Raw genomic sequence first — 14369 nt, 5'->3', positions numbered from 1 at the left:
AGATGACGCGCGTCACCGAAAACACGAGGACCAGCGCGAGCGCGAGCAATGCGTAGATCGCGCCCGTGGTGATGCCGTCTTGCGCGAGAATCGCCGCAATCGATAAGTCCATACTTCCTCTTTAGGAACGATCTGCTACTGGGGCTACTGGGTCAGTCAATCAAAAATATGGCCTTTTACCGCGAGAAAAGCGCAGCCTCGAGCCTTGGTTGAAACCCCGGAACACTGAACGTTGGAACGCTAACGCGCCAAATTGCCGGCGCGCAAGCGCAGTCCATATTACAAACTAGTCGTTCTGCAGCTTCCACTTGCCGTCGACAATCTGCACCATCACGCGGGCGCGCTTATCGAAGCCGTTGTGATCGGCCGGCGTAGTGTTCATCACGCCATGCGCGAGCGGCAAATCCTTCAGGTTTTCCAGCGCGCTACGCAGCGCAGCACGGAATGCTTCCGTGCCCGGCTGAGCCGTCTTGAGCGCTTCGGGAATGGCTTGTTCCAGCATGCGCCCGGCGTCCCACGCGTGACCGCCAAACGTGGATACCGATCCCACGCCATACGCCTTCTCATAAGCCGCCTTATATGCCAGCGATGACTTCTTCACAGGGTTGCTGTCCGGCAATTGATCCGCCACGAGGATTGGCCCCGCCGGCAGCAATTCGCCATCGCAATCCTTGCCGCACACGCGCAGGAAGTCGTTATTCGCCACGCCGTGCGTCTGATAGACCTTGCCCTTGTAACCACGCTCCTTCAGTGCCTTGGCGGGCAACGCCGAGGGCGTGCCCGCACCTGCGATCAGCACGGCATCCGGATTTGCGCTCATGGTTTTCAGCACCTGACCGGTGACCGAGGTATCGGTGCGGGCAAAACGCTCGTTCGCGATAATCTTCAGGTTGTGCGCGGCCGCAGCCGTGTTGAACACGCTATACCAACCGTCGCCGTACGCATCCGCGAAGCCGATAAAGCCAACCGTCTTCACGCCATGCTTCTCCATATACTCGGCAATCGCGTCGGCCATCAGGCTGTCGTTCTGCGGCGTCTTGAACGCCCACGAGCGCTTGGCGTCCATCGGCGAAATGATTGCGGCGGACGCGGCCATCGAGATCATTGGCGTCTTGCCCTGGCTTGCCGCGTCGAGCATCGCCAGCGAGTTCGGCGTGACGGTCGAACCCACGATAGCGTCAACATGGTCTTCATCGATCAGCTTGCGCGTGTTCTGCACTGCGCGGCTGGTGTCCGAACCGTCATCGAGCACGATGTACTCCACGGTCTTCCCGCCAATCTCCTTCGGCAACAACGCGATCGTATTTTTCTCCGGGATTCCAAGCGATGCCGCCGGCCCTGTTGCCGATAACGTCACGCCAATCTTCACCTGAGCGAACGTAGCGCCAGCACCCATGGCCAGCGTCACGCCGAGCGCCGCACTCGTCAGCCGTCCCTTCCACTTCAGCGGGTTAGTCTTCTTCATTGCATCGTCTCCAGACGCTATGCCATCGCGCACGCCTTGTGCGCTACTGCGAGTTGTTATGAATCTTTTGTCGTGCGGTCGTGGCTTAACTGCCGCTCAATCTATTTTCGGTCACTGCCTGTGCCTAGACTCGTTTTCCCTCGACGTTAGCCATCAGGCCAGCGCTGCCGAGCCCGTCTAATCCGCTCGATAACACCGCGAAAACACCTCAAAAAAAAGGCGCGTTCGAAGAAAACGCGCCTTTAGTCGGTTCATATTGTTGTTCGGGTTTCCGTCAGTCTTTGGCGAGCTTCCACTGCCCGCCGACGATCTCCACCATCACGCGCGCCCGCTGATCGAGTCCCGAATGATCGTTCGCGCTCATGTTGAAGATCCCGTGCGAGCCGGGCAAATCCGTGGTGCTTTCGATAGCCGCGCGCAACGCTTCACGAAACGCCCGCGAACCCGGCTGTCCCTTCTTCAACGCGATCGGAATCGCTCGTTGCAGCAACAGACCGGCGTCCCATGCGTGACCGCCGAACGTGGATATGGAACCCGGACCGTAAGCACTTTCGTAAGCCTGCTTATAAGTCAGTGCGGACTTTTTCACGGGGTTCGAATCGGGCAATTGCGCGGCGACCAGCAACGGCCCAGCCGGCAGGAACGTGCCCTCGCAATCCTTGCCGCACACGCGCAGGAAGTCGTTGTTCGCCACGCCGTGCGTCTGATAGATCTTGCCCTTGTAGCCCCGCTCTTTCAGCGTCTTTTGCGGTAACGCGGCCGGCGTGCCCGCACCCGCGATCAGCACCGCATCGGGATTCTGCGACATGGCTTTGAGAACCTGCCCTGTCACCGATGTATCGTTGCGCGCGAACCGTTCGTTCGCGACCACCTTGATCTTCGCGAGATCCGCCGCCTTGGTGAATTCCTTGAACCAGCTTTCGCCATAAGCGTCGCTGAAACCAATAAACGCCACCGACTTCACGCCATGATTCGACATATGCTGCGCGAGAGCGGTCGCCATCAGGATGTCGTTCTGCGGCGTCTTGAATACCCACGCGCGTTTTGCATCCATCGGTTCGACGATGGTAGCCGCAGCAGCCATGGAGATCATGGGTGTGGAGGTCTCGGCCGCCACGTCGATCATCGCGAGCGAATTCGGGACTACCGTGGAACCAATCAGGGCGTCGACGTGATCTTCACTCGTCAGCTTGCGGGCGTTCTTGATGGCTTGTGTGGGATCGGTCGCATCGTCCAGGACGATGTATTCCATCTTCTGCCCGGCGATCTCCTTCGGCAGCAACGCAATGGTGTTCTTTTCCGGAATTCCCAGCGATGCCGCCGGGCCAGTCGCGGACACTGTCACACCAATCTTTATGTCTGCAAAAGCCTGCGTACTTACTACTGCGGACACGCTCGCGACGAGTGCCGCCGTCGAGATCCAGCGTAAAGCCAACTTCATTGATATGCCCCGTAAATGTATTTTGTTCACCGGCGCGATTTTACGATTTTTATATCCCGACCACGCGGTCGGTGAATCCGGAGTGTAGCGGACGAGAAGCGCGGGTAGCAAGCGTTTTGAAGGAATTTGAACGGGCGAATGTGTGCCGAAGCACGCATTGAAAAATGCGCGAGAAAACCCGCATGAAATTGATTAATTTAATTCGATTGGCGGGTGTTCGGAGGCCGTAGCTGGCCCTTAATCCCGGCAGAATAAAGCGATTTGGATGTGAAAATCCGAGAGTGAGCAAAAGCGCGGAGCACAAATAAAAAGCGCTGTTGGAATCATCCAACAGCGCTTTCGGTCGGGCACTTGATGCCTCGTTGTCTCCTCGTTCTCCACCTCAAAATTCGGGTGCAACAGAACTGAAACGGATATTAGATTGTGCAACCAATACCGACAACCTAGCATTTACCCTAGTGGTGCACGTTAGCACCTTTATTGGGCGCTCGTTTATCCGGATCCTGTCAAATGCCGGGGTAAACCGCGGGAAAACCATGGGCCCTCGCGTATATAGTTCGGATCGCAAACTAAATTGCGTGACTCTCGCCTACGCCGTTCTAGCCGCGCAATGGCCGCACCCGTGCGATGATTTCTCCCACAATCCCCCGCCTGAACAGCAGCACACACGCAATAAAGATCAGGCCCGTCACGATCGTCACCGACTCTCCGAGCGAGTTGAACCAGTCAATACCAGTCAGCGAAGACAACCCGGCGCCAATATCGCCGAGACGATTTTCCAGCGTCACAATAATGAACGCGCCGAGCAAAGGCCCGAACATGGTGCTCATGCCACCGACCAGCGTCATCAATACGACTAGGCCGGACATGGTCCAGTACGCATCGCCGAGCGTTTCGAATCCGAGCACCAGCGTTTGAAGCGCACCGGCCAGTCCCGCCAATCCCGCCGACAGCACGAATGCGAGCAGCTTGAAACGTGACGTGTCGTAGCCCAATGAGATCGCCCGCGGTTCATTCTCCTTGATCGCGATCAACACCTGCCCGAACGGCGAATGCACCACGCGCACGATAAATCCAAATGCCAGCACCATCACCAGCAGCACGACGTAATAGAGCGTCAGGTCAGAACTGAGGCTGATTGCGCCGAACAGCTTGCCGCGCGGCACACCTTGCATACCGTCTTCGCCATGCGTGAACGGCGCCTGCAGGAACACGAAATAGACCATCTGCGCGAGTGCCAGCGTGACCATCGCGAAGTAGATGCCTTGGCGCCGGATCGCGAACAAGCCGACGACGAGACCCAGCAGCGTCGCCACCGCCGTGCCCGCGATCACCCCAAGTTCTGGGGTAAAACCGAGCGTCTGGATGGCGTAACCGGCGGAATAACCGGCGCTGGCGAGGAACATCGCGTGGCCGAACGAAAGCAGACCCGTATAGCCGATCAACAAATTGAAGGCTGCCGCCAACAGCGCGAAACACAGGACTTTCATCATGAAGACCGGGTACACGCCGAGGAACGGCGCCGCGATCAGGCCGGCAAGCAACACGCCGTAGAGCACTTTCCTAACCATCATTTTTCCTTGCCGAAAAGTCCCGCCGGGCGCACGAGCAGCACCAGCGCCATGATCACGAAAACGACCGTTGCAGAGGCTTCCGGATAAAACACACGCGTCAGGCCTTCAATCACGCCAAGCCCGAGGCCGGTCAGGATCGATCCCATGATCGATCCCATTCCGCCAATAACGACCACCGCGAACACGGTGATGATCATCGACTGCCCCATTAGCGGCGAGACCTGGATCACCGGCGCGGCAAGCACGCCCGCGAATGCCGCGAGCGCCACGCCGAAACCGTAGGTGAGCGTGACCATCAACGGCACATTGATGCCGAACGCCTCGACCATCTTCGGGTTCTCGGTACCTGCACGAAGATACGCACCCAGCCGTGTTTTCTCGATCACGAACCACGTCGCGAAGCACACGACCAGCGATGCCAGCACGACCCACGCGCGATAATTCGGCAGGTACATGAAGCCGAGATTCGTCGCGCCGGACAGCAGCTCGGGGACGTCGTAGGGCTGGCCGGATGAACCATAGATCGAACGAAACACGCCTTCGATCACCAGCGTCAAACCGAACGTCAGCAGCAAGCCATACAGATGATCCAGCTTGTAGAGCCAGCGCAACATCGTCCGTTCGATCACGATTCCAAACACGCCCACAATCAGCGGCGCGAGCACGAGCATGGCCCAATACGGCACATTGAAATACGAAAAACCCATCCATGTGAGCATCGCGCCCAGCATGAACAACGCGCCGTGGGCGAAGTTGATCACGTTGAGCAGGCCGAAGATCACCGCGAGGCCAAGGCTCAGGATGGCGTAGAACGATCCGTTCACCAGCCCGAGCAGCAACTGGCTCATCATCGCCGCGAGCGGAATGCCGAAAATTTCCATTGAATCTGCCGTCAGAGTAGTTTCGACGCATGCCGCCTGGCTCAAGATGAGCAAGCCGACATGCGTCGATCGATCATGCGGATCACGAACGGCGCGTACGCTTCAGCAGCATCCTGCGCGTCACGCCTGAATCCGCAGTGCCGCTAAAACCGGCCGCTTACTTCCACAACGGGCAGCGCGATTCGGCCTTGGTGTCGAAGGCCTGTTCGCCCGGGATCGTTGCCGTGATCTTGTAGTAATCCCACGGTTCCTTCGACTCCGACGGCTTCTTCACTTCCATCAGGTACATGTCGTGGATCATGCTTCCGTCCGCGCGGATGTAGCCGTTTTGCGTGTAGAAGTCGTTGATCTTCATCTTGTGCAACTGGTCCATCACCTTGTCGCTATCCGTCGAGCCGGCCGCTTGCACCGCCTTCAGGTACGTGGTGACCGCGGAGTAATCGGCTGCGTGAAGACTCGTCGGCATCTTCTTCATCTTGGCGAAGTAGCGCTGCGCCCAGGCGCGCGTGGTTGCATCCTTGTTCCAGTACCAACTGTCCGTTGCAACCAGGCCTTGCGTGGTTTCGAGACCCAGGCTGTGGATGTCGGTGAGGAAGATCAGCAGCGCGGCAATCTTCATCGTCTTGGTGATGCCGAATTCTTTCGCCGCCTTGATCGAGTTGATCGTGTCGCCGCCTGCGTTTGCCAGACCCAGCACCTGCGCTTTCGACGATTGCGCCTGCAACAGGAACGACGAGAAGTCAGAGGCCGACAACGGGTGACGCACCGCGCCGAGCACCTGGCCGCCATTTGCCTTCACCACATCCGACGTGTTCTTTTCCAGCGCCTTGCCGAACGCGTAATCAGCCGTCAGGAAGAACCACGTCTTGCCGCCCTGCTTCGTCACCGCCGATCCCGTGCCCTTGGCGAGCGCCATGGTGTCGTATGCGTAGTGAACCGTGTACGGCGTGCACTGCTCGTTGGTCAGGTTGTCCGCGCCAGCACCAATGTTGATGTACGGGATCTTCTTCTCGCCGGCGACCTGATTTGTCGACAGCGCGGTTGCCGAATTCGTGCCGCCAATGATCACGTTCACACCGTCGCGGTCAATCCATTCACGCGCCCGCGACGCCGCAATGTCCGCCTTGTTCTGGTGATCCGCATAGACGAGTTCGATCGGCTTGCCGTTCACCTTGCCGCCGAAATCCGCAATCGCCATGCGGATGGATTCGAGGCCGCCCTGCCCATCGATGTCCGCATACAGGCCGGACAAGTCCGTGATATAGCCGATCTTCACCGTGTCGCCGGGGGCTGCCTGGACATTGCCTGCCATCAGCGAGGCCGTGGCCGCGGCAACTGCCAGGCAGAGTCCCGACAGGCGGGCGAGGGTCTTCTTCTTCATTACAGTCTCCGTTGAGTTGTTGTTCTTGCGGCGGGCCGCATGTTGATGCGTTGAACGTCCTAAACCCCGAGCAGCTCGTGTAGCACCGGCATTTTCGTTTCGAGTTCACTGGAGTTGAAATGCTCGACGATCTTCCCGTGCTCCATGACATAAAAGCGATCGGCGAGTGGCGCGGCAAAACGAAAATTCTGTTCGACCATCACGATGGTGTAGCCACGCGCCTTCAGCATCATGATCATTCGCGCGAGCGTCTGGACGATGACAGGCGCAAGCCCTTCTGAAATTTCATCGAGCAGAAGCAGATTCGCGCCGGTACGCAGGATGCGCGCGACCGCCAGCATTTGCTGCTCGCCACCCGACAAGCGCGTGCCCTGGCTGCTGCGGCGTTCCTTGAGATTGGGGAACATCGAATAGATTTCATCGATCGACATGGCGTCTTTCGCAGGCCCTACAAGCGGCGGCAGAAGCAGGTTCTCTTCGCAAGAGAGGCTTGAAAAGATGCCCCGTTCTTCCGGGCAATACCCCACGCCGTAATGCGCGATCTTGTGCGTCGACATGCCAATGGTTTCGTGTCCGCCGATACGAATCGATCCCGTGCGACGGCCGGTAAGGCCCATGATGGCGCGCAGCGTTGTCGTGCGGCCTGCGCCGTTGCGTCCGAGCAGCGTGACGACTTCGCCTCGATGCACGGTCAGATCCACGCCATGCAGGATGTGTGATTCGCCATACCAGGCTTGTGCGCCAACGAGCTCGAGCGCCGGCTCCTGAGTCGATGCTTCGCGCAATTGTTCCGCGCGGCGTTCTTCCACGATCGTGCTCATGCGTGCGCTCCGGCGAGGGATGCGTCGGCGCTGCCCATATAGGCTTCCATCACCAGCGCGTTCTTCGATACCTCTGCATAGCTGCCCTCCGCCAGCACTTCGCCGCGTTGCAGGACGGTGATGGTGTCTGAGATGCCTGCGATCACGTTCATGTTGTGTTCCACCATCAGGATCGTGCGTCCCGCCGATACTTTCTTGATCAGTGCCGTCACGCGGTCGACGTCTTCGTGACCCATGCCTTGCGTGGGTTCATCGAGGAGCATGAGTTCGGGTTCCATCGAAAGCGTGGTGGCTATTTCGAGCGCGCGTTTGCGGCCGTAGGAAAGTTCGACCGTGGTGGTGTCGGCGAAATCGGTCAAGCCGACCTGGGTGAGCAGGTCCATGGCACGATCATTGAGTTCGTTGAGAACGCGTTCGCTTTTCCAGAATTTGAACGATGTACCGAGCGAGCGTTGCAAGCCGACGCGCACGTTCTGCATCACTGTCAGATGTGGGAATACAGCAGAAATCTGGAATGAGCGGATGACACCGCGACGAGCGATTTGCGCGGGACGTTCGCCGGTGATGTCGATCCCGTTGAAGACGATTTGTCCTGCGGTGGGTTCCAGGAACTTCGTGAGCAGATTGAAGCAGGTCGTTTTGCCCGCGCCGTTGGGACCGATCAATGCGTGGATGGAGCCGCGACGCACGCGCAGGTTCACGCCGTTGACGGCGGTGAAGCCTTTGAACTCTTTTGTCAGGCCGCGGGTTTCCAGAATCGTATCGCCGAGAATCATGTCCCCTTCCGTGCTTTGTTTGAGCCTTTGTTTCAGCTTCAGCTCGGTGCGCTTTTGGCGCATATCCCGTGATTTTGCTGGCGGTGTTTGTGTTGGGTGCGTGCGCCGTTGCCGTTGCAGTTTTGTTGCCCTGTTGTTGCATTTCTTGCGTGCTGCACAATGGTGATGCAGACCTGCGGTGCAACAAGCGCGCAGGCCTTATTGTCGCGCCAATGATGCAGCGCAATCATCGGGATTTGCACTTAGTTTTAAGCCTGGATTTTCGTTAGCTCCCGATGGCGTTTGAATTTCGTTGGCACCGGTACACAGGTTTGGGGTCGGGATGCCGGGGTTTATGCCGGGCGATACGGCCAAAATCTCCGGTCGGAGCTGGGGTTAGCAGCCGGCTTTATGCCAGTTGACTGCTTTCGAGGCTAACCGCGGAGTCCAATGATCGATCTCCGTCATGCGCTTACCGCGAACCCCGAACCATCCCCAATCGCGAACGCAATCAGCCAGGGACTCCCCCCACCGGCGCAAGCGAAAACAAAAACCGTCGATCGGCGCGAATCATCTCGCTAGCCCGCTCAGCGATCATCAACGTCGGGGAATTCGTGTTGCCCGAGGTAATTGTCGGCATCACCGATGCATCGACCACCCGCAACCCGCTCACCCCGATCACGCGCAAACGCGCATCAACAACAGCAGCCGGATCGTTATCCGTCCCCATCCGACATGTCCCTACCGGATGAAAAATAGTCGTCCCAACTTTTCCCGCCGCGACAGCAAGGTCCGCGTCCGTCTGGAACGCCGGACCCGGCAAAATCTCCTCCGGCGAATACTTCGCCAACGCGGGCGCGCTCGCAATCCGCCGAGTCAAACGCATCGCATTGACCGCTACCTCACGATCACGATCAGTCGACAGATAATTAGGCGCGATCAACGGCGCATCTCGCGCGTCCGGAGTCGCAATATGAACACTTCCCCGTGACGTCGGCCGCAACGGACACACTGAAGCGGTGAACGCATTGAATGAATGCAACGGCTCTCCAAACCGGTCGAGCGACAACGGCTGAACGTGATACTCCACGTCCGGCCGCGTAATGGTCAAATCATCCGGATTGGACTTCGCGAACGCCCCCAGTTGCGACGGCGCCATCGACATCGGCCCGCTTCGCATCAACATATACTGCAAGCCAATCCAGGCCTTACCCCACCAATGCGCGGACAATGTGTTCAACGTTCGCACGCCACGCACTTTGTAAGCCATCCTAAGCTGTAGATGGTCCTGCAAATTTTCGCCAACACCGCGCAGGTCCTGCACCACGTCAATCCCGAGCCGCTGCAGCCGCGCGCCATTCCCAATGCCGGACAACTCCAGCAATTGCGGTGAATTTACCGCGCCCGCACTCAGGATCACTTCGCATCGCGACTTGGCCAGATAGTCCGTGTCACCACCACGATATTCCACACCCACGCAACGCTTGCCCTCCATCACCAACCGCTGCGTATGCGCGCCCGTGATGATGGTGAGATTGGGCCGCTTCATCGCCGGCCGCAAAAATGCCTTCGATGCATTCCACCGAATTCCGCTGCGCTGGTTCACATCGAAGTAACCCACGCCCGTGTTGTCGCCCCGATTGAAATCGTCAGTAGCGGGAAGACCGCTCTCCTGAGCCGCTTGCGCGAATGTTTCCAGTACCTTCCATTTCAATCGCTGCTTCTCGACACGCCATTCGCCCCCGGCGCCATGCCATTGATTCCCACCGCCATGGTGATCTTCACTGCGCTTGAACACCGGCAACACCGAATCCCAGGACCAGTCGCGATCGCCAGTAATGCGCGCCCAGTCGTCGTAATCCTCGCGCTGGCCGCGCATGTAGATCATGCCGTTGATGGATGAGCAACCACCCAGCACGCGGCCTCGCGGATACGAAAGCGACCGCCCATCGAGTCCCGCTTCAGCCTGTGTCTTGTAAAGCCAGTCGGTGCGCGGATTGCCAATGCAATACAGATATCCGACCGGCACGTGAATCCAGTGGTAATTGTCCCGGCCGCCGGCTTCGAGCAGCAGCACACTGATATCAGCATCTTCGGTCAGCCGGTTCGCAAGCACGCAACCCGCCGTTCCCGCACCCACGATGATGTAATCAAACTCACCCTCAAGCTTGCGCGCGTCCTGTTTCATCTGTGTCTCCCGCCAAAACCGCCTGAAGCGGTCTCGTTTTATCCCAAATGCACAAACTACTGCGGACGCAGTGCAGCAATCCAATCAGATATCTTCAACAGCTTTATAAGCTGCGCTAATATCAGGCATGGACCTGACTCTTCTCCGCGCTTTTGTCACCGTCGCCCGCGAAGGCAATCTCACGCGCGCGGCCGTGTTGTTGCACGTATCGCAGCCCGCCGTCAGCCTGCAAATCAAGAACCTGCAGGAGACGCTGGGTATCGCGTTGTTTTCTCGGACATCGCATGGGCTGATCCTCACGCGAGACGGTGAAGCCCTACTCCCGCACGCCGAGCGAGCCCTGACGGCCGCAAGCGAAGTCCAGCGCGTGGCTGCTGCGCTTCGCCACGAGATCAGTGGCCGCCTGACTATCGGGACGATCCTCGATCCCGAATTCCTGCGGCTCGGCGGTTTCTTGCGGGCGCTCGTGGAGACGTATCCGCGCATTGAAACCGCCTTGCGGCATGGCATGTCAGGCTGGGTGCTCGAGCGCATCAAGGCGCGCGATCTCGATGTGGGGTTTTATATCGGCGATCCGGTAGTCGATGAACCCCGCGATCCGGACCGTTTTCATGTTGTGCAGTTGAAGCCGTATCTGTATCGCGTACTGGCGCCGGCGGGTTGGAAGGAGCGCGTGAACCGACCGGATCGCACGGAAGGCGGAGCGAACGGCTGGGTCGCGCTCGCCCGCTTGCCTTGGATCTGGACGCCGCCCGAATCGGCGCACAACCGCTTGCTCACGCGGATCTTCGACGCCCACGGAGTTCAACCTGTCAAAGTGGCCGAAGTGGACCAGGAGCCGTCAATGCTCGACCTGGTCAAGTCGGGCGTGGGCCTGACGCTCGTGCGCGATTCCATCGCGCTGGCCGAAGCGCATGCGCACGCGCTGACTATCGTGGAAGGCGTCACGGTGCCTACGCAGCTTTCGTTCATCGTGCTGGCGGAGCGCCGTGATGAGCCGAGCATCGCGGCGGCGTTACGTCTGATTGAAGATCAATGGGCGACCTAGTCGCCTGAACCACCGTTTTGAACGTCGTGACCGGAAGCCGATGAATCTTCCGGTCATCAAATTTTGTTAGTCTGAGGGTCGCGCATCTGGCGCCCACGTGAACAGGAAATTCCAACATGGCACGCAATATCGAAATCAAGGCTCGCGCGCATCAGTTCGACCAGCTCCTGGCCAGCGCAGCTGCGTTAGCCAGCGAACCGCCGATGATCTACCGCCAGCAGGATTTTTTCTACGATGTGCCAAACGGCCGCCTCAAACTGCGTCAATTCGATGACAACACGCCGGCCGAACTGATTTTCTATCAACGCGACGACCGCGATGGCCCGAAGGTGTCGTACTACTCACGCAGTCCGGTAACCAATCCCGAAGCCACCCACGCCCTGCTTGCACAGGCGCTGAACACGCGCGGCATTGTGAACAAGGAGCGCCACGTGTATATCGTCGGGCGCACGCGGATTCATCTGGACCGCGTGGACGGACTGGGCGATTTCATCGAACTCGAAGTGCTGCTAGGACAGGATGACGACGAAGCCGGCGGCGAGAAAGAAGCAGAGGATTTGTTTGCGAAACTTGGCGTGTCGTCGAGCGACCTCGTGCCGGTCGCGTATGTCGACCTGCTGAGTGAGCCGGCCTGACCCACGGCCGCTTAATCGGGCGATGCCGGCGGATTGGCTGCGAGATGTCCTAGCGGTAGCGGACCGTTGCGCTTGAATGTGGTCAGCACAATATTGGAGCGCACGCTGTCTACCCCGGGAACTCGCATCAGTTTCTTCATGACGAACGTTGATAGCGCATTCAAATCCGGCGCGACGATGCGCAACAGGTAATCGGCGTCGCCAACCGTCGCATGGCATTCGAGCACTTCGGGCAGCGCTTCGATCTGCTGCTGGAACTGGTCGATAACGGTATCGCCGTGATGCTTCAGCTTGAGGCTCGTGAAAGCGGTTACGCCGAGGCCGAGTTTTTCGGGACGTAGCACGACCCGGTAACCGTCGATCACACCGGTCGCCTCCAGGCGTTGCAGGCGACGACCGATCTGAGACGGCGACAGCGGCACTTCCTCGCCGAGTTGTTGATGCGTCGCGCGGCCGAAGCGCTGAAGAACGTCGAGTAGCGCGAGATCGAAGTGATCAAGGTCGACCATGGGGATATCCTGCGTGAAAAGCTGAAAGACGCAAGCTTACCGCGTGATCCCCCGATCCCCCGCGTCGCCCTTTGCGCACTGAACCCCCATCGCTCGTGTAAGGAGAGCCGATATGATCAAGAAGCTTACAGCTGACGAATTGCCGAAACTTCTCGCAGAGTTAAAGCAATGGCAACTCAGCGCGGACAGCCACTCAATTATCAGAAGTTTCAAGTTCGCTGATTTCAACGAGGCATTCGGTTTCATGACCCGCGTGGCAATAAAAGCGCAGGAAATGGATCACCATCCAGAATGGTCGAATGTGTACAACAAAGTGGACATCACGCTTTCGACGCATACGGCAAAAGGTCTGACGGAACGCGATATAACGCTCGCAAAGTTCATTGACTCCATAACCTGAACCGCCGAAATCCACTTACCAACCTGACTACTGCGACAAATGCGTAACAGCCGTATTACAAACGATGACATGCAAAATCTGCAATAAACGGGCTTGAAAGAGCCCGCACGAGGCTAAAACTCGCTTGTTCGAAAGCAGAAACAAAGGAGTTTGCAAGTCTGTGGCAATGAAATCTTTCAACGAGAAAGAAAACTTCTAATACAGGCGTAAGCTTTCACCAGACCCTGAGCGCTCTGACGACTCCAGTCCATCGGCGGCACAGACCGACACTGTACAATCAGCAACGCATACGGTTTGGACAGTCCGTTTATCCCTTTCAACGACGGGTTTAGTCGCCGCAGGGGCCGAGCGGACGTGCTGGAATCTGATCGCGGGTGGCGTCCGCGGAGCAGGAAATTTCGGCATGTCCGGCCGCAGGAGAATTGCTGCACAGCGAGGCGCGGTGCAGCGTTTGGCGTAAAGAGATTGCTGATATAACTCGGACGGCGCCGCGGTATAGAAAGGTGAGCAATTCCGGCTGGCGGCCGCGACGTGCAATCGAGCCCAATTCATCGTATAAGAGCGACTTCCATGCGAATCCTTCTGATCGAAGACGACCGCCCCATCGCGCGCGGCATTCAAAGTAGCCTCGAACAAGCCGGCTTTACCGTCGATATGGTTCACGACGGCATTTTCGCTGAGCAGGCGCTCACGCAAAATCGCCATGAACTGGTGATTCTCGATCTCGGCTTGCCGGGTATCGACGGCATGACGCTGCTATCGCGATTCCGCCAGGGCAATCGTCATACGCCAGTGATTATCCTGACCGCGCGCGACGAACTGCATGACCGCGTCCAGGGCCTGAATAGCGGCGCCGACGACTACATGCTTAAACCGTTTGAACCCGCGGAACTCGAAGCGCGCATTCGTGCCGTGATGCGCCGCAGCGGCCCGCATGGCGATGTCCCGCGTCCGGAAGTATCGCTGGGCGGCTTGCGCCTGTCGGGTGTGGATCGCCGCATTTTCAACGACGAAAAACCGCTTGAACTCTCGCCGCGTGAATTCGCCGTGCTCGAGATGCTGTTACTGCGTCACGGCCGCGTGGTCAGCAAAGCGCAATTGCAGGATCACCTGACGCACTTCGGCGGGGATCTGGGCGACACCGCCATTGAAGTCTACGTGCACCGGGTTCGCAAGAAACTCGAAAACTGCCGCGTGGAAATCGTGACGGTGCGAGGTTTCGGCTACTTGCTGCAGGAAATCCGGCAGACCGCCGCGTAAGCGGTTTGTCG

The 14369-nt window shown here is 58.4% G+C and carries 14 protein-coding genes and 1 pseudogene; 4 read left to right on the top strand and 11 right to left on the bottom strand.

The annotated features are described in order from the left end of the window. The 10 genes and pseudogenes from JWR14_RS07890 to JWR14_RS07845 form a co-directional block, all read right to left on the bottom strand. Window positions 1-112: pseudogene (locus JWR14_RS07890) on the bottom strand (branched-chain amino acid ABC transporter permease); the annotation flags it as partial. 174 nt (window positions 113-286) lie between these two features. Then, window positions 287-1396, bottom strand: coding sequence for an ABC transporter substrate-binding protein (locus JWR14_RS07885; RefSeq protein WP_299704092.1), 1110 nt, complete (start codon window positions 1394-1396; stop codon window positions 287-289). 343 nt (window positions 1397-1739) lie between these two features. Then, window positions 1740-2906 carry an ABC transporter substrate-binding protein gene (locus JWR14_RS07880; protein WP_299704077.1) on the bottom strand — a complete coding sequence of 389 codons (1167 nt, stop codon included), beginning with the start codon at window positions 2904-2906 and terminating at the stop codon, window positions 1740-1742. A 599-nt stretch (window positions 2907-3505) separates the two neighbouring features. Beyond that, on the bottom strand, window positions 3506-4477 hold the full coding sequence (locus tag JWR14_RS07875; RefSeq protein WP_299704089.1) for a branched-chain amino acid ABC transporter permease: 972 nt from the start codon (window positions 4475-4477) through the stop codon (window positions 3506-3508). Then, the gene (locus JWR14_RS07870) at window positions 4477-5361 is read right to left on the bottom strand and encodes a branched-chain amino acid ABC transporter permease (RefSeq protein ID WP_213765033.1); all 885 of its coding nucleotides are present in this window, start codon (window positions 5359-5361) and stop codon (window positions 4477-4479) included. The genes JWR14_RS07875 and JWR14_RS07870 overlap by 1 nt, the downstream gene beginning before the upstream one ends. A gap of 157 nt (window positions 5362-5518) precedes the next feature. Then, window positions 5519-6742 (bottom strand): ABC transporter substrate-binding protein, encoded by a 1224-nt coding sequence (locus JWR14_RS07865; RefSeq protein ID WP_299704068.1) that lies wholly within the window; start codon window positions 6740-6742, stop codon window positions 5519-5521. A 59-nt stretch (window positions 6743-6801) separates the two neighbouring features. After that, window positions 6802-7563, bottom strand: a complete 762-nt coding sequence (locus tag JWR14_RS07860; RefSeq protein WP_299704065.1) for an ABC transporter ATP-binding protein — start codon at window positions 7561-7563, stop codon at window positions 6802-6804. Further along, window positions 7560-8339 carry an ABC transporter ATP-binding protein gene (locus JWR14_RS07855; RefSeq protein WP_299704062.1) on the bottom strand — a complete coding sequence of 260 codons (780 nt, stop codon included), beginning with the start codon at window positions 8337-8339 and terminating at the stop codon, window positions 7560-7562. The genes JWR14_RS07860 and JWR14_RS07855 overlap by 4 nt, the downstream gene beginning before the upstream one ends. A gap of 38 nt (window positions 8340-8377) precedes the next feature. Further along, complete coding sequence (locus tag JWR14_RS07850; RefSeq protein WP_299704059.1) at window positions 8378-8569, bottom strand: hypothetical protein; 192 nt, start codon at window positions 8567-8569, stop codon at window positions 8378-8380. A 260-nt stretch (window positions 8570-8829) separates the two neighbouring features. Then, window positions 8830-10506 (bottom strand): GMC family oxidoreductase N-terminal domain-containing protein, encoded by a 1677-nt coding sequence (locus tag JWR14_RS07845; RefSeq protein WP_299704057.1) that lies wholly within the window; start codon window positions 10504-10506, stop codon window positions 8830-8832. A 127-nt stretch (window positions 10507-10633) separates the two neighbouring features. Here JWR14_RS07845 and JWR14_RS07840 point away from each other — a divergent pair, with 127 nt between their 5' ends. Together JWR14_RS07840 and JWR14_RS07835 are read left to right on the top strand one after the other, a co-directional pair. After that, window positions 10634-11554, top strand: a complete 921-nt coding sequence (locus JWR14_RS07840) for a LysR family transcriptional regulator (protein ID WP_299704054.1) — start codon at window positions 10634-10636, stop codon at window positions 11552-11554. 116 nt (window positions 11555-11670) lie between these two features. Then, a complete protein-coding gene (locus JWR14_RS07835) occupies window positions 11671-12189 on the top strand; it encodes a class IV adenylate cyclase (RefSeq protein WP_299704051.1) in 519 nt (172 codons plus the stop codon). A gap of 11 nt (window positions 12190-12200) precedes the next feature. On the opposite strand, the gene JWR14_RS07830 is transcribed toward JWR14_RS07835, so the two are convergent. After that, a complete protein-coding gene (locus JWR14_RS07830) occupies window positions 12201-12698 on the bottom strand; it encodes an Lrp/AsnC family transcriptional regulator (RefSeq protein WP_299704048.1) in 498 nt (165 codons plus the stop codon). 88 nt (window positions 12699-12786) lie between these two features. Here JWR14_RS07830 and JWR14_RS07825 point away from each other — a divergent pair, with 88 nt between their 5' ends. After that, window positions 12787-13098, top strand: coding sequence for a 4a-hydroxytetrahydrobiopterin dehydratase (locus JWR14_RS07825; RefSeq protein WP_299704085.1), 312 nt, complete (start codon window positions 12787-12789; stop codon window positions 13096-13098). Window positions 13099-13668: 570 nt separating this feature from the next. Beyond that, window positions 13669-14358, top strand: a complete 690-nt coding sequence (locus tag JWR14_RS07820; RefSeq protein WP_031364554.1) for a response regulator transcription factor — start codon at window positions 13669-13671, stop codon at window positions 14356-14358. Window positions 14359-14369 lie beyond the last annotated feature (11 nt).

The sequence above is a fragment of the Caballeronia sp. genome (genome assembly GCF_028292365.1).
In the GTDB taxonomy this organism is placed as follows: Bacteria; Pseudomonadota; Gammaproteobacteria; order Burkholderiales; family Burkholderiaceae; genus Caballeronia.
Note: the sequence above shows the minus strand (reverse complement) of the source record. Positions and strands in the feature narration are given on the sequence as shown.

Bases quoted from the DNA above. Each gene is read 5' to 3' on its own strand.
- JWR14_RS07820 (WP_031364554.1), top strand. From the start codon at position 13,669: ATGCGAATCCTTCTGATCGAAGACGACCGCCCCATCGCGCGCGGCATT.
- JWR14_RS07870 (WP_213765033.1), bottom strand. From the start codon at position 5,361: ATGGAAATTTTCGGCATTCCGCTCGCGGCGATGATGAGCCAGTTGCTG.
- JWR14_RS07885 (WP_299704092.1), bottom strand. From the start codon at position 1,396: ATGGGTGCTGGCGCTACGTTCGCTCAGGTGAAGATTGGCGTGACGTTA.
- JWR14_RS07855 (WP_299704062.1), bottom strand. From the start codon at position 8,339: ATGATTCTCGGCGATACGATTCTGGAAACCCGCGGCCTGACAAAAGAG.
- JWR14_RS07880 (WP_299704077.1), bottom strand. From the start codon at position 2,906: ATGAAGTTGGCTTTACGCTGGATCTCGACGGCGGCACTCGTCGCGAGC.
- JWR14_RS07875 (WP_299704089.1), bottom strand. From the start codon at position 4,477: ATGGTTAGGAAAGTGCTCTACGGCGTGTTGCTTGCCGGCCTGATCGCG.
- JWR14_RS07865 (WP_299704068.1), bottom strand. From the start codon at position 6,742: ATGAAGAAGAAGACCCTCGCCCGCCTGTCGGGACTCTGCCTGGCAGTT.
- JWR14_RS07840 (WP_299704054.1), top strand. From the start codon at position 10,634: ATGGACCTGACTCTTCTCCGCGCTTTTGTCACCGTCGCCCGCGAAGGC.
- JWR14_RS07860 (WP_299704065.1), bottom strand. From the start codon at position 7,563: ATGAGCACGATCGTGGAAGAACGCCGCGCGGAACAATTGCGCGAAGCA.
- JWR14_RS07835 (WP_299704051.1), top strand. From the start codon at position 11,671: ATGGCACGCAATATCGAAATCAAGGCTCGCGCGCATCAGTTCGACCAG.
- JWR14_RS07850 (WP_299704059.1), bottom strand. From the start codon at position 8,569: ATGATTGCGCTGCATCATTGGCGCGACAATAAGGCCTGCGCGCTTGTT.
- JWR14_RS07830 (WP_299704048.1), bottom strand. From the start codon at position 12,698: ATGGTCGACCTTGATCACTTCGATCTCGCGCTACTCGACGTTCTTCAG.
- JWR14_RS07845 (WP_299704057.1), bottom strand. From the start codon at position 10,506: ATGAAACAGGACGCGCGCAAGCTTGAGGGTGAGTTTGATTACATCATC.